The sequence below is a fragment of the Streptococcus sp. CP1998 genome (assembly GCF_041026655.1).
In the GTDB taxonomy this organism is placed as follows: domain Bacteria; phylum Bacillota; class Bacilli; order Lactobacillales; family Streptococcaceae; genus Streptococcus; species Streptococcus dentalis.
In genome coordinates this window covers 1556803-1570967 of the sequence record NZ_CP163380.1, presented here as the reverse complement: position 1 = coordinate 1570967, position 14165 = coordinate 1556803, and the positions used below count along the sequence as shown (strand labels likewise).

Annotated in this window: 13 protein-coding genes; 11 read left to right on the top strand and 2 right to left on the bottom strand. The window is 41.8% G+C overall.

Annotated features, from left to right (window positions below; translation table 11 throughout):
* Positions 1-55: 55 nt before the first annotated feature.
* From der to greA, 8 genes are all read left to right on the top strand, one after another.
* Positions 56-1366, top strand: coding sequence for a ribosome biogenesis GTPase Der (der, locus tag AB4X21_RS08000; protein WP_155126611.1), 1311 nt, complete (start codon positions 56-58; stop codon positions 1364-1366).
* Between the two features lie 530 nt (positions 1367-1896).
* Positions 1897-4995 carry an SNF2-related protein gene (locus tag AB4X21_RS07995; RefSeq protein ID WP_369087782.1) on the top strand — a complete coding sequence of 1033 codons (3099 nt, stop codon included), beginning with the start codon at positions 1897-1899 and terminating at the stop codon, positions 4993-4995.
* A gap of 55 nt (positions 4996-5050) precedes the next feature.
* A complete protein-coding gene (locus AB4X21_RS07990; protein ID WP_320911235.1) occupies positions 5051-5701 on the top strand; it encodes a cystathionine gamma-synthase in 651 nt (216 codons plus the stop codon).
* 9 nt (positions 5702-5710) lie between these two features.
* Positions 5711-7045 (top strand): UDP-N-acetylmuramate--L-alanine ligase, encoded by a 1335-nt coding sequence (gene murC / locus AB4X21_RS07985; RefSeq protein ID WP_320911236.1) that lies wholly within the window; start codon positions 5711-5713, stop codon positions 7043-7045.
* Between the two features lie 81 nt (positions 7046-7126).
* Positions 7127-7543 (top strand): GNAT family N-acetyltransferase, encoded by a 417-nt coding sequence (locus AB4X21_RS07980; protein ID WP_320911237.1) that lies wholly within the window; start codon positions 7127-7129, stop codon positions 7541-7543.
* Positions 7544-7555: 12 nt separating this feature from the next.
* Positions 7556-8065, top strand: a complete 510-nt coding sequence (locus AB4X21_RS07975) for a GNAT family N-acetyltransferase (protein ID WP_320911317.1) — start codon at positions 7556-7558, stop codon at positions 8063-8065.
* A 74-nt stretch (positions 8066-8139) separates the two neighbouring features.
* On the top strand, positions 8140-9654 hold the full coding sequence (gene mltG, locus AB4X21_RS07970; protein ID WP_320911318.1) for an endolytic transglycosylase MltG: 1515 nt from the start codon (positions 8140-8142) through the stop codon (positions 9652-9654).
* A 57-nt stretch (positions 9655-9711) separates the two neighbouring features.
* Positions 9712-10194, top strand: coding sequence for a transcription elongation factor GreA (gene greA, locus AB4X21_RS07965; RefSeq protein WP_003005389.1), 483 nt, complete (start codon positions 9712-9714; stop codon positions 10192-10194).
* A 585-nt stretch (positions 10195-10779) separates the two neighbouring features.
* Here the strand turns inward: greA and yidC are convergent.
* The gene (gene yidC, locus AB4X21_RS07960) at positions 10780-11697 is read right to left on the bottom strand and encodes a membrane protein insertase YidC (protein WP_320911238.1); all 918 of its coding nucleotides are present in this window, start codon (positions 11695-11697) and stop codon (positions 10780-10782) included.
* A gap of 77 nt (positions 11698-11774) precedes the next feature.
* The gene (locus tag AB4X21_RS07955) at positions 11775-12053 is read right to left on the bottom strand and encodes an acylphosphatase (RefSeq protein ID WP_003005664.1); all 279 of its coding nucleotides are present in this window, start codon (positions 12051-12053) and stop codon (positions 11775-11777) included.
* A 73-nt stretch (positions 12054-12126) separates the two neighbouring features.
* Between AB4X21_RS07955 and AB4X21_RS07950 the strand changes: the two genes are divergently transcribed.
* From AB4X21_RS07950 to AB4X21_RS07940, 3 genes are all read left to right on the top strand, one after another.
* Entirely contained in the window at positions 12127-12873 is a 747-nt protein-coding gene (locus AB4X21_RS07950; protein ID WP_369087781.1) for a TrmH family RNA methyltransferase, read from the top strand.
* Between the two features lie 82 nt (positions 12874-12955).
* A complete protein-coding gene (locus AB4X21_RS07945; RefSeq protein WP_003005617.1) occupies positions 12956-13447 on the top strand; it encodes an HD domain-containing protein in 492 nt (163 codons plus the stop codon).
* 28 nt (positions 13448-13475) lie between these two features.
* Positions 13476-14162: a Bax inhibitor-1/YccA family protein gene (locus tag AB4X21_RS07940; protein WP_003008369.1), complete on the top strand. Its 687-nt coding sequence runs from the start codon at positions 13476-13478 to the stop codon at positions 14160-14162.
* Positions 14163-14165 lie beyond the last annotated feature (3 nt).

The window sequence follows — 14165 nt, the reverse complement described above, 5'->3', positions numbered from 1 at the left end:
TGAAGAGAGGCGTTCTTGAACCGAAGTCATGCCTTTCATTAGAAAAGAGGAAATCATGGCCCTACCAACTATTGCGATTGTAGGCCGTCCCAATGTCGGAAAATCTACACTCTTTAACCGGATTGCCGGTGAGCGGATTTCCATCGTTGAGGATGTAGAAGGAGTCACTCGTGACCGCATTTATGCAACAGCTGAGTGGTTGAATCGAAAATTTAGTATCATTGATACAGGGGGAATTGATGACGTAGATGCCCCATTTATGGAGCAAATCAAGCATCAGGCAGAAATTGCCATGGACGAAGCAGATGTGATCGTCTTTGTCGTTTCTGGGAAAGAAGGGATCACGGACGCGGATGAATATGTCACTCGTATCTTGTATAAGACCCATAAACCGGTCATTCTTGCAGTCAACAAGGTGGATAATCCAGAGATGCGCAATGATATCTATGATTTTTATGCCTTGGGACTGGGTGAGCCACTACCGGTATCCTCTGTCCACGGGATCGGAACTGGGGATGTGCTTGATGCCATCATTGAAAATCTCCCGAATGAAACAGAAGAAGAAAATCCAGATATCATTAAATTTAGCTTGATTGGTCGTCCAAATGTTGGAAAATCAAGCTTGATCAATGCGATCCTTGGAGAAGACCGAGTTATCGCAAGCCCTGTTGCTGGAACTACACGGGATGCCATCGATACCCATTTTACCGATGCAGATGGTCAAGAATTTACCATGATCGATACAGCTGGTATGCGTAAATCTGGTAAAATCTATGAAAACACTGAGAAATATTCTGTCATGCGTGCCATGCGTGCCATCGACCGTTCAGATGTGGTTTTGATGGTTATTAATGCCGAAGAAGGGATTCGGGAATATGACAAGCGGATCGCTGGCTTTGCTCATGAAGCTGGTAAAGGTATGATCATTGTTGTCAACAAATGGGATACCATTGAAAAAGACAACCATACCATGAAGCAGTGGGAAGATGACATTCGCGATCAATTCCAATACCTTTCTTATGCGCCGATTGTCTTTGTCTCTGCCTTAACTAAACAACGCTTGCACAAGTTGCCAGAGATGATCAAACAGATCAGTGAGAGTCAAAATACGCGGATTCCTTCAGCTGTCTTGAACGATGTGATTATGGATGCCATTGCCATTAATCCAACACCGACAGATAAAGGAAAACGTCTCAAGATCTTCTATGCGACACAAGTAGCAACCAAGCCGCCAACTTTTGTGATCTTTGTTAATGAAGAAGAACTGATGCACTTCTCTTACCTTCGTTTCTTGGAGAACCAAATTCGCAAGGCCTTTGTTTTTGAAGGAACCCCGATCCATTTGATTGCGCGAAAACGGAAGTAGGGAATACGAGACAAATGGATCAAAGTCGGGAAGGATATTTCAAATGATAAAATGCTCGTTCTTCCAACTATGAAAACAACTAAAAGTAGCGCATAAGCGTTACTTTTTTTAAGGATGAGTAGAGTAAACTCATGAACATCATGAGAGCTTTAGGTCTGTGTACTTATTATTTAAGATCTATCTGTATCTCTTGTTTATCGGTTCGATCGTAAACTTGGAGCTCTTGATCCTATTACTGGGGATTTTATTAAAAAATAAGGTCGTGTTTTTTGTGTTTTTCTGTGAGCTATCGGAATCTTTCTCCTCTCTATTTAGCTATTCTATCTATTGTTCGCTCAAACAGTCAAAAGAGAAGAAGCGTGGATAGCTGTTTGTGATGACTAAGTTACGAAATCATATAAAAAACTGGGACAATGCTGTCTCAGTTTTTCTATTTTAAAATGGGCTAAAAACCTTTCAAGATGATGACTATCTTTTCTAATTTTTCCTTAAATATGTTATAATAAAGGGATTAATTTAAGGTGGTAAACATGGCAAAATTAATTCCTGGGAAGGTTCGTTCACAAGGGAGCCTTCTATATGAAGATGGGAAAGTTTCCCTTCAGGAAGTAAAAGAAAAATACCTGTATTTTCGGGTGGAAGAAGAAAGCTTGCGTTACAGTTTGGATGATGATGCCGTTTTTTGTAGTTGTGCTTTCTTTCAAAAGAAAAAATTCTGTACCCATCTGGCAGCTGTAGAAGCTTATCTGAAGAATGATGACAGTGGGAAAGCTGCTCTTGCAAGTCTTGAAGAAGACGCCACTGCAACTGAAGAAACTCAGGAGAAGGTCTCTTTTGGAAGTTTATTTTTAGATCAGGTGCTTCCAAAAATCGAGAAAAAAGAACCCCGCTATATCTTATCAGCTGTTGGACATGAAGACGACTATTCTGGTCAATTTTTATGGACTCTTCGCATTCGTCGCTTGCCAGACGAGCGCTCTTATGTGATCAGAGATGTGCTAGCTTTTTTGCAGACCCTTCAAAAAGAAGGCTATTTTGCAATTGGCAAAAGTTATTATGAACCTATTTCTTACTTAGAATTTGATAGGGCTAGCCAGGATGTGATTAATTTCCTACAGGGCTTGGTCACAGATGGTGGATCAAAAGAGCAAGATTTCTTTCCCAATGCTGGGCGCCATCTCTATTTCCCACCGAGTCTTTTTGAAGAAGCTGTGGAATTACTGATGAATTTGGACTCTTTTCTGCTGCAATATAGCTTGTATGACTTTTCAGAAGTGTATTTTCAGGATGTCCATGGGGAGGAAGATCTCTTTCATTTTCAGGTGGAGGACCATGGGGATTTTTACGAATTGATCATTACTGAGCCACAAGTGAAGGTTATCGAGTCGGCTAATTATCTATTTAGAAATGGTGTCTTCTATCACCTGACGCCCCAACAGCGGACCCTATGGAAGGCGATCCAAGATCTTCCAATGGATCAGGATCGCAAAAAACGCCTGCATTTTGATCCCACGGACCAAACAAAGCTTTCCTATAGTTTAAAAGAGTTCAAAAAACTGGGACAAATAACAGCACCGACCAGCTTTTTAATCCACGATTTTACTCCGGAATTTCATTTTGATCTTGCACAGGACCAGACCGTTTTACTGGACGTGGTCTTTCAATACCAGGACCGTGCAGTGACCACGCGTGAGGAACTTCTCAATCTTCCTTATTCCAGTGATTTCGATAAGGAGCAAGAAGTCTTTTCAACCATGCTAGCAGCAGGTTTTACAGACGACTTTTCTTCCCAAAGAAGTCCTTTATCAAGTGAGCAGCTCTATCCATTCTTTCGCCAACAGATCCCGACTTTTGAAGCCTTAGGAGAGGTTACCCTCTCTGATAACCTTTTAGATCTTTATCAAGTGGAGCGTCCAAAAATTGATGTTAAAACCAATGGCAGTCTACTGGAGATTGGTTTTGACTTTGAAAGTGTGGATCCAGCTGAAGTGGACCAGGTCCTCAAAGCTTTGGTGGGGCAAAAAGATTATTTTGTTAGCCATACAGGGAAGGTCCTTGTTTTTGATGAAGGAACCAAGAAAATCAGTCGAGCCTTAGCAGATCTGCGGGCGAAAATGAGCAAGGGTGGGAAACTACAAGCCCGCCGGATAGCTGCATATCAGTTATCTGATTTGTTGGCAGATCAAGACAATGTTCATTTTTCAGAAGAATTTCGAAATTTGGCTCATGATTTGACTCATCCAGAAGATTACCACCTCCCTCAGATGACAATCCAAGCGACCCTAAGGGATTACCAAGAAACAGGGGTCAAATGGTTCTCCATGCTAAATCAATATGGTTTTGGTGGTATTTTAGCGGATGATATGGGGCTTGGGAAAACCCTGCAGACCATTTCCTTTTTGACCAGTGTTGCAAAAAAAGAAACTAAAATCTTGATTCTAGCTCCGTCTAGTCTCATTTACAACTGGAAACAAGAATTTTCAAAATTCGCTCCTCAGATGGAAGTGGCAGTCGTCTACGGTCTCAAGCAGCACCGAGATGAACTCATCGCAACCAATCCACAGGTGGTTATCACTAGTTACGCTTCTTTCCGTCAAGATGTGGAGGAATACCAGAAGAATCAGTATGAGTACTTGATTCTAGATGAAGCCCAGGTCATGAAAAATGCCCAAACCAAGATTGCCCAACACTTACGTGGCTTTGAGGTTCCGCATGTGTTTGCCCTATCAGGGACACCGATTGAAAACCATGTGGGTGAACTCTGGTCCATTTTCCAAATTGTTCTTCCAGGGCTCTTCCCAGCTAAAAAAGAATTTCAAAAATTGACTCCTGAGACCATTGCGCGATTTGTCAAACCCTTCGTCATGAGACGGAAAAAAGATGAGGTGCTCCAAGAATTACCGGACTTGATTGAAACAACCTACCACAATGAGTTGGATGACAGTCAAAAAACGATCTATTTAGCTCAATTAAAACAAATTCAAGATCGAGTTCGAACCTCTAGTGAGGAAGAACTAAATCGGAGCAAGGTGGAAATTCTCTCTGGTCTCATGCGCCTTCGCCAAATCTGTGATACCCCCGCCCTCTTTATAGAAGACTATCAGGGAGATAGTGGGAAATTAGAGAGCCTTCGAGATCTTTTGGGTCAAATCAAGGATGGCGAACACCGGGTTTTGATCTTCTCTCAATTCAGAGGCATGTTGGATATTTTGGAGAAGGAAATTGATCAGCTCGGCATGACTTCCTTTAAAATCACGGGGTCCACTCCGGCCAAAGATCGTCAAGAAATGACCAATGCCTTTAATGCAGGTGAGCGCCATGCTTTTCTCATTTCTCTAAAGGCTGGAGGGGTCGGATTGAACCTCACTGGTGCCGATACCGTCATCTTAGTCGATTTGTGGTGGAATCCTGCAGTGGAAGACCAGGCTATTGGACGTGCCCATCGAATGGGACAGGAACAAAATGTTGAAGTTTACCGTATGATTACTCGTGGTACGATTGAAGAGAAAATCCAAGAACTGCAAGCTTCCAAAAGACACTTGGTCTCAACGATTTTAGATGGAACGGAAACACGATCCAGTTTATCTGTTGAAGAAATTCGTGAGATTCTTGGAATTCAGTCAGAATAGCTTGAAAAATTCTGTGAATAGTTTATAATTAATGGAGTGTCGAAAGGAAGAAACCATGACAGAAAAATATTTTCCTCAAGTAGGGGATAATGAGTTGATGTTAACAGAGATGCCCCACATGAACCTGTACGATGAAACAGATTTGATTAGTAACATTACAGGCGACTATGTGGATAAAAATTATTTGGAATGGCAACCAATTGCTGAAAATACCAAACCCAAGCATCCTTACCATCAACCACTAGAAGAGCCCCTACCGAAAAGACGGCCAGTAAGAAAACCTGATTTTAAAGAGCCGATTGATAAAAAAAGTCCTGCCAATCGTTATGCAGAGGAAGCCAGAGAGCGTGCGCGTGAAGATCTGAAAAAGAAACGCACAGCCCCCTATCTGACAACGGATCCAGCAGCTACTACAAGTAAGCGGAAAAAACCGTTTATTTCAGAACGAAAACCTGGCCAGACAACGGCTCCCTTCCAAAAGGAAAAGCCAGGTGAATTATTGAAATATAGCAAACGATTGCGACAAGATCAGTTGATCCTTGCAGAGTTTGAATCTGTAGGAGAACCAGAAGTGGCAGAACCGACTGAAAAGAAAAACAATTATGATTTCTTAAAGACTAGCCAAATATACAATAAAGATCAGCACAAGCTGAAACTACAGCCGATCAAACAAGAATTGGATTTAACCCATCTAGATCAAGAATAAGGAGAAAACATGTCTAACACATACCATTTTATTGGAATTAAAGGAGCAGGGATGAGCGCTTTAGCTCTCATGCTTCACCAAATGGGACATACGGTTCAAGGGTCAGATGTTGAGAAATATTACTTTACGCAACGTGGCTTGGAACATGCAGGGATTCAAATTTATCCATTTGATGTGAAAAATTTGGAAGGCGACAAGATCCTCATTGCAGGGAATGCTTTCCGTCCAGATAACAATATAGAAATTGCTTATGCAGATGAGCATGGTTTAACCTATAAACGCTACCATGAATTCCTTGGTGAATTTATGCGTGACTTCGTCAGCATGGGAGTTGCCGGAGCACACGGAAAAACCTCAACAACAGGGATGCTTTCGCATGTCTTATCAAATATCACTGATACCAGTTATTTGATTGGTGACGGGACAGGTCGTGGCTCTGCAGCAGCCAAATACTTTGTATTTGAATCAGATGAGTATGAACGCCACTTTATGCCTTACCATCCTGAATACAGTATCATCACCAATATTGACTTCGACCATCCAGACTATTTCACGAGCTTAGAAGATGTCTTTAATGCCTTTAACGATTATGCCAAACAAATCAGCAAAGGCCTCTTCATCTATGGAGAAGACAAAGAATTGCGTCGGATTACCTCATCAGCACCAATTTATTACTATGGTTTTGATAAGGAGACGAACGATTTTGTGGCTAGCAACTTGCTTCGTTCAACGGCAGGTTCAACCTTCGACGTTCATTTCCGTGGAGAAGATTTGGGGCAATTCCATATCCCAACATTTGGTCGTCACAACATCATGAATGCCACAGCTGTCATTGGCTTGCTTTACATTGCAGGATTTGACTTAGATTTAGTCCGTGAGCATTTAAAGACCTTTGCTGGAGTGAAACGTCGCTTCACTGAAAAAGTAGTTAATGGAACAGTCATCATCGATGACTTTGCGCATCATCCAACGGAAATTATTGCAACCTTGGATGCAGCCCGTCAAAAATACCCAAGTAAAGAGATTGTGGCCATTTTCCAACCACATACTTTTACACGGACGATTGCCTTGTTAGATGAATTTGCTGAAGCGTTGAATCAAGCAGATGCTGTTTACTTGGCACAGATCTATGGTTCTGCACGGGAAGTCGACCACGGCGATGTGAAGGTTGAAGATTTGGAAGCAAAAATTGTCAAACGTTCAGCGATTATTACAGCTGAGAATGTTTCTCCTCTTCTTGACCATGATAATGCAGTCTATGTCTTTATGGGAGCAGGAGATATTCAAACCTATGAATACTCATTTGAGCGTTTATTATCTAGTTTGACACATAGTGTACAATAAGATATGATTGAGTCTGGAATCGATTGGTTCCAGACTTAAATTTATCTGTCCACTGAAGGAGTATGAGATGAGGAAAGCAGGATGATGATTCGACCAATCACCCCAGCTGATCAAGAACAGCTGTTGTTGCTAGAAGAAGAACTTCATGACAATGAAGGGAAGGAGCACAAAGCCACTCTTGAGGAAGCGCTAGGTTCGAAGGAAGCCATTTCTCTACTTGCAGAACAGGCGGGAGATATGGTGGCCTACTTGTTGGCGACAGAAGACCAGCATTTAAAAGGAGACCTAATCGTATTGCGATTAGCAGTGAGGCCAGCCTTTCAAGGTCAAGGTTATGGTTCTATTTTGATCGCTGCTTTAAAGGATCTAGCTGTTCAAAAGGGAAAGAAAGCCATTTGGATCGATTGCCCAGAAGACTTACTATCTTACTTTGCCCAGCAAGGATTTCGGGATGAAGCTGAGTCTGATCGAGGTGTCCATATGGTTTGGGAACGATAGAAGGAATTAATGATGAAAGAAAAGATTCACATTAGACAAGCAGAGCTGCAGGATTTGGATGCCATCGAGCGCATTGAGCTTGAGAATTTCTCAGAAGAAGAAGCGATTCCGCGTCAGATTTTAAAAGATCACATCGAAAAGATTCAAACGACATTTCTTGTAGCAGAATGCCAGGGGCAGATTTTAGGCTATTTAGAAGGACCTGTTAGACCGGAGCGCTATTTGATCGATTCCTCCTTTTTAGAGGTTGAAGATCTAAGCCATTTAGAAAAGGGCTTTATTTCCATTACGAGTCTATCCATTGCTAAAGAAGCCCAAGGACTTGGAGTGGGAACCCTTTTGCTTGAAGCGATGAAAGAGATTGCGATTAAGGATGGCTGTCAAGGGATCAATTTGACCTGTCATGATTATTTGATTCCTTATTACGAAAAGCAAGGATTTACCAATGAAGGTCTCTCAGAATCCCAATATGCGGGTGAAGTTTGGTACAATCTGGTCTGGGAAAATGAAAACCTTGATTAAATAGGTATTTTGAAGAAGAAGGGCGATTTGTATTGCTTTTCTAAATCTTTTAAGATATAATATTAAGGATTATGATGAGGGAGGTCAATTATTTGACTGATAAATCACAAGACAGTGAGAAGTTATTAAGCTTCAAAGAGCAGATCCTCAGAGACTTAGAAGAGGCCAATGAGCAACTTCTAAAGATCGAAAAAGAGTATGATCTACCTGATCGAAGCATTGAAACCCCTTCTTCACTGAAAGAGGAGGAAGAAGCAACACCGCCTCCAAAAGTAGAAGAATCTGCGTTGGCTCCCAAAGAAGAACCAGTGGAGCCGGTAAATGCGACTCCTGCTGTGGAAGAAAAGAGTGAGCTTACAAAGCCTGCTAAAAAAGAACCAAGTCAGGAACCGGTAGAGGAAAGCTTATCGCGCTCTTCTCGTAACCAGCGCCAACAAAAACAAAAGAAACAAAATAAAATCGCTAAACGAATTGTGCGGACAGTGGTCAGCCTTTTGCTGATTGTGATCGTAGCTACAGGGATCTTTGCTGTGACCTATATCCATTCAGCCGTTAAGCCGATGGATAAAAATGCAACAGAATTCGTAACGGTTGAGATTCCAGCAGGTTCAAGTAATCGTGAGATTGGCGCGATCCTTGAGAAAAAAGGACTCGTGAAAAATGGCCAGTTCTTTAACTACTATAGCAAGTTCAAGAACTATAGCAATTTCAAATCCGGTTACTTCAATTTGCAAAAGAGCATGGACCTAGAAACCATCATCCAAAAATTGCAAGAAGAGGGTACCAAAACTCCTCAGGCTCCAGTTCTTGGGAAGGTGACGATTCCAGAAGGTTATACGATCGATCAGATTGCGACGGCTATCACCACCGATGTCTCCACTAAGAAGGCAGGCAAGACTCCATTTAAGAAAGAAGATTTCTTGAAGGCTGTCCAAGACGATGCCTTTATTGAGAAGATGGTAGCCAAATATCCTAAGCTCTTGGCGAATCTACCAAGTAAGGATTCTGGTGTTCGCTACCGTTTAGAAGGTTATCTCTTCCCAGCAACTTATAACTATGGGAAAGATACCACAGTGAAAGAGATGATCGATCAGATGATCGCGGCAATGGATCAAAACTTAAGACGCTATTATGAAACACTTGAGAGCAAGAACATCAATGTGAACGAAGTATTGACCCTTGCTTCCTTAGTTGAAAAAGAAGGGGCGACAGATCAGGATCGTAAAGATATCGCAAGTGTCTTCTATAACCGCTTGAACCAAGACATGCCTCTGCAAAGTAATATTGCAATTCTTTATGCGCAAGGTAAACTTGGCCAAAAGACGAGCTTAAAAGAAGATGCAACGATCGATACGGAATTAAATTCCCCTTATAATATTTATAAGAATACCGGCTTGATGCCTGGCCCAGTGGATAACCCTGGAGTATCAGCGATCGAAGCGGCGGTGAACCCAAGTAAAACCGATTACTTGTATTTTGTCGCAAATGTTGAAAATGGTGAAGTCTTCTTCGCTAAGACATACGAAGAACACAATAAAAATGTTGAAGAACATGTCAATAGTAAATTGACACAAGCAAGTTCAAACTAGAAAAAGCATGTGGCGTGTCCACAGCTTTTTCATTCAAATAATAGAAAGAGAAGAATAATGGCAGAAAAAACATACCCAATGACCCTAGCAGAAAAAGAAAAGTTGGAACAAGAATTAGAAGAGTTGAAATTGGTCCGTCGTCCTGAAGTAGTAGAACGGATTAAGATCGCACGTTCATATGGTGACCTCTCAGAAAACTCTGAGTATGAAGCAGCAAAAGATGAACAAGCTTTTGTTGAAGGTCAAATCTCTAGCTTGGAAACAAAAATCCGTTATGCAGAAATCGTTGATAGTGATGCTGTTGCAGTAGACGAAGTAGCGATCGGAAAAACCGTTACAGTTCAAGAAGTTGGCGAAACAGATGAAGAAGTATACAGCATCGTTGGTTCAGCAGGGGCAGATGCCTTTGCAGGAAAGATCTCTAACGAAAGCCCAATCGGTCACGCTTTGATTGGTAAGAAGACAGGTGACGTTGTCACTGTTGAGACACCAGCTGGAAGCTACCAAGTGAAAATTTTGAACGTAGAAAAAACAGCGTAACTATAAAATGCAGGCTCTCCAAGAGGGTCTGTTTCAGATTAAAGACAAAGTTCTCTTAGAAACTTTCCTTAAGTGAGTATGGACGTCAGCGAACTTCCACGAAGTTCCATGACTAAATCAAGATACAAAGGGCGTGGCGGATAAAGTCAAAATAGGAAGTTTGACGCAGAATCTTTAGATTCTAGGAAGACTTATCTTTTTGACACGATCCGCAGCCCGTGTTCAATTCGTTTTGAACCCCTTCGATTTTCAATTTTTAGGCTCAGGCTAAAACAGTTCCCCGAACTGTTTTACTTTCAAAACTCCCCTAGTTCCTGAAATAATTATGTTTCAGGCACTTTTCTCACGGCGGAAAGTTTCAGTATCTGCTGTATGAACCTAATAGTTTATATCATTTTATTTTTTAACATTACTTAGATAAAAACGGTCTTAAAGCAGGCTCTCCAAGAGGGCCTGCTATTTTGTGCTCTTAATCCCCTTGTGAAGGTGAAAATTTTTCGTTGACTGATTGAATGGTATCAAAAAAGCACTTGAACTAAAAGGTTCAAGTGCTGCTCTATTTTCGCTAGAATTTAGTAGTTTGTACTACTTTCTATTGCGTTGTTTCCCTGCATTGCGGTTGTTTTTTGGTTTGTGTTGGATTTGTGTCGTCGCAGTTGGTGTGACATCTTTTTTCACGCGGTGACTAGTAGCTTTTGGAGGATTGTTTTTGTATTCCTCAGCGACCCGTTTGCGAAGATTTGGACGAATCAAGTAGTTGATGACAAATTGTTGGATAATTTGGATTACCCCACCGACTACCCAGTAAAGAGTCACTCCGGCTGAAGAGATCAATGAGAAGACACCGATCATAATCGGGCTCATCAATGATGCTTTACGCATGCTTTCCTTTTGGGTTTCATCTTCAATTCCATGAAGAGAGAGCATACTTTGGATATAGTAAAGAACCGCTACGATAGCCGTCAAGAGCAAGCTTGGTTTGCCAAGAGCAATGCCAAGGAAGCTACTTTCTGCTACCCCTTTGGTGTGTTGAGCAGCAAAGAAGAGAGCAGAGAAGAATGGCATTTGGATCAAGAGTGGCAAACACCCAACTCCACCAAACATGCTGACTCCATTTTCACGTTGAGCAGCCATTAATTCCTGTTGCGCCAATAGCTTTTCTTCTTGTGAGCTAGCGTTCTTCATGCGCTCTTGGATTGGCCCAAGGATGGGTTTTAAGTAATTCATCTTTTCAGATTGGTAGGTGGCCTTCCATGATTGGTACAAACCAAGTGGCAAGATGATTAACCGCACGATCAAGGTGACGATAATAATCCCGATCCCAAAGCCCAAGCCAAGGTTGTTGGCAAAGAATTTGATGGCTTCGCCCATTGGACGGCCAAGAAGATCCCAGATCAATCCAGTCGGATTTCCAGTTTTCCGATCGACACTCACGCATCCTGATAAGAAGACAAGCGAAGCTAGTCCCATCGATGCAAGTAATGCAAGTTTATTTTTTTTCACAAATAGTTCCTTCTTTTTTTTAATGATACCTTTCTATTCTACTGTTTTTTTTGAAAATACACAATAGTTCTCTAGTCTTAATTTGCAATTTTGAAGTCTGTATAGTTTTCAAAGTTTGCGAGCGTAACATCCAAATAAGTCACATGTGCAAAAGGCGTAGGACCTTTGCGAATTTCTTGGATGAATTTGGCCATTTGGCTGCTAGATTCTGCCTGGGCCAGAATGCCAACAGTTCCGTCGTCATTATTCCAGACACGGCCAGTGATCCCACCGATCTCTATAGCAAGACTGTAGACTCCCCAGCGAAAGCCAACCCCTTGAACCCGTCCTTGGGCAATCATTTTTACCTTTTGCATGTGCGACCTCCTTGACTCGAAGAAATCTATCTGAGGCATGATTTCTTCTTTTTCTTTGTGCTATAATAGTTCTATGAATATTATAACGTCTAAATCCAATAATGTAATCAAAAATGCTAAAAAATTACATCAAAAAAAATACCGGACAGATTCTTATCTCATTGAAGGCTGGCATCTGTTTGAAGAGGCAGTAGAAAATCAAGCGAAGATTCGGCAGGTCTTTGTTTTAGAAGCCTATTTAGACCAGGTAGAGGACATCCAAAAAGTCACCGTCGTGACTCCGGAGATCTTAAGTCTCTTGGCAGATTCAAAGACTCCGCAAGGGATTGTCGCAGAGATCGCTCTAGAGCAGCCAGAACTTCCGGATCAGCTACAAGGGCGGTTCCTCTATTTGGAGGATGTACAGGATCCTGGTAATGTAGGGACTATGATTCGAACAGCAGATGCAGCAGGCTTTGATGGTGTCATGCTATCGAAAGCCTCCGCAGATCTATACAGTCTCAAGACCCTTCGATCCATGCAGGGCAGTCATTTCCATATCCCTATCTGGAAACTGGATCGAGAAGAACTATTGGAGCTAGCTACGCAATCACATCTAGCAGTTCTCGCAACGACGCTTTCAGAAGCTTCCATTGACTACCGTCAGCTTCCTCAGACCGATCAGTTTATCCTGGTGATGGGGAATGAAGGAAATGGCATCAGCCAGGAAATGGCGGCACAAGCAGACCAGCTGGTTCATATTTCCATGCCAGGTCGGGCAGAGAGTTTGAATGTTGCAGTGGCAGCAGGAATTTTGATGTTTTCTTTAAGGAAATTTTGAGAAAAAGAAGTATACTTAACCTGTAAGAAGAAGTTGATGGAGGTCTTATTGGGAGAGCTTATCAACGAAAGGTGGTTATCTTATGCAATATCATCGTGACAAAGAATACATGACCTATGTAGGCCATCTGATCCAGCATCCTAAGGTTCAAAAATTAGCTGACATTCCCCACCATATTCATTCCAATCGTTTGGAGCATTCCATTCATGTTAGCTATACCAGTTATAAACTGGCTAAAAAATTTGGTTGGGATGCCAAAAGTACGGCTCGGGGTGGCCTCTTGCATGACCTATTTTACTATGATTGGCGCGAGACAAAGTTTACCAAGAGTCACGCCTGGATCCATCCCCGCATTGCCGTGAGAAATGCACGAAAGATCACAGATCTCAATGCCAAGGAAGAAGACATCATTATTAAACACATGTGGGGAGCTACCCTTGCTCCGCCTCGCTACAAAGAATCTTTTGTGGTGACCATGGTGGATAAATACTGGGCTGTTAAGGAAGCTTCAGAACCTTGGCGTAAAAAGATGGCCAAAAGGAGATTTTTTCATCGAAAAATGTTAAAATCGTAGTAAACAAATTTGAAAGGAACTTGTTTATATGTATAATGATTCAGTAATCCAAGAACAAAGTGGATTGAATGCTTTTTATAACAAAATCTACTCATTAGTTGGGATCGGTGTAGGGATTTCAGCCCTTGTGTCTGGTCTTATGATGACAGTCTTTCAAGATTTCTTCGTTCAAATCTTGACAACAGCACCAATGGTTTACTATGCAGCAGTGGTTGTAGAATTGATCTTGGTCTTTGTTGCAAGTGGGAAGGCTGTTAAAAATAGCCCATCTGCTCTTCCAATCTTCTTGATCTACTCAGCTTTGAATGGGTTTACGTTGAGCTTTATCATTGCTCGCTACATGCAAGCGACTGTCTATAAGGCTTTCTTGGTCAGTGCCTTGATGTTTATTGTCATGGGAGCTATCGGACGCGTCGTGAAAAAAGACCTTTCTGGTATGGGACGTGCCTTGATGGGAGTCTTGATCGGTGTGATCATCGCTTCTGTTGTGAACATGTTTTTGAGAAGTTCTGGAATGGACTATATCTTGAGTATTATCTCTGTCTTCCTCTTTGCAGGATTGACAGCTTGGGATAACCAAAAGATTCGCTATGTCTATGATCAAACAAATGGTCAACCTGCTACAGGTTGGGCAGTAGCGATGGCTTTGGAACTTTATCTTGACTTTATCAACCTCTTTATCAGCCTTCTTCGTATCTTCGGAAGAAACGACTAATCA

Excerpts from the sequence above, each read along its gene's own strand:
- AB4X21_RS07975 (WP_320911317.1), top strand. The coding sequence starts at position 7,556 with ATGAAAGAAAAGATTCACATTAGACAAGCAGAGCTGCAGGATTTGGAT.
- mltG (WP_320911318.1), top strand. The coding sequence starts at position 8,140 with ATGAGGGAGGTCAATTATTTGACTGATAAATCACAAGACAGTGAGAAG.
- AB4X21_RS07950 (WP_369087781.1), top strand. The coding sequence starts at position 12,127 with ATGAATATTATAACGTCTAAATCCAATAATGTAATCAAAAATGCTAAA.
- AB4X21_RS07940 (WP_003008369.1), top strand. The coding sequence starts at position 13,476 with ATGTATAATGATTCAGTAATCCAAGAACAAAGTGGATTGAATGCTTTT.
- AB4X21_RS07990 (WP_320911235.1), top strand. The coding sequence starts at position 5,051 with ATGACAGAAAAATATTTTCCTCAAGTAGGGGATAATGAGTTGATGTTA.
- murC (WP_320911236.1), top strand. The coding sequence starts at position 5,711 with ATGTCTAACACATACCATTTTATTGGAATTAAAGGAGCAGGGATGAGC.
- greA (WP_003005389.1), top strand. The coding sequence starts at position 9,712 with ATGGCAGAAAAAACATACCCAATGACCCTAGCAGAAAAAGAAAAGTTG.
- AB4X21_RS07955 (WP_003005664.1), bottom strand. The coding sequence starts at position 12,053 with ATGCAAAAGGTAAAAATGATTGCCCAAGGACGGGTTCAAGGGGTTGGC.
- AB4X21_RS07945 (WP_003005617.1), top strand. The coding sequence starts at position 12,956 with ATGCAATATCATCGTGACAAAGAATACATGACCTATGTAGGCCATCTG.
- AB4X21_RS07995 (WP_369087782.1), top strand. The coding sequence starts at position 1,897 with ATGGCAAAATTAATTCCTGGGAAGGTTCGTTCACAAGGGAGCCTTCTA.
- AB4X21_RS07980 (WP_320911237.1), top strand. The coding sequence starts at position 7,127 with ATGATGATTCGACCAATCACCCCAGCTGATCAAGAACAGCTGTTGTTG.
- der (WP_155126611.1), top strand. The coding sequence starts at position 56 with ATGGCCCTACCAACTATTGCGATTGTAGGCCGTCCCAATGTCGGAAAA.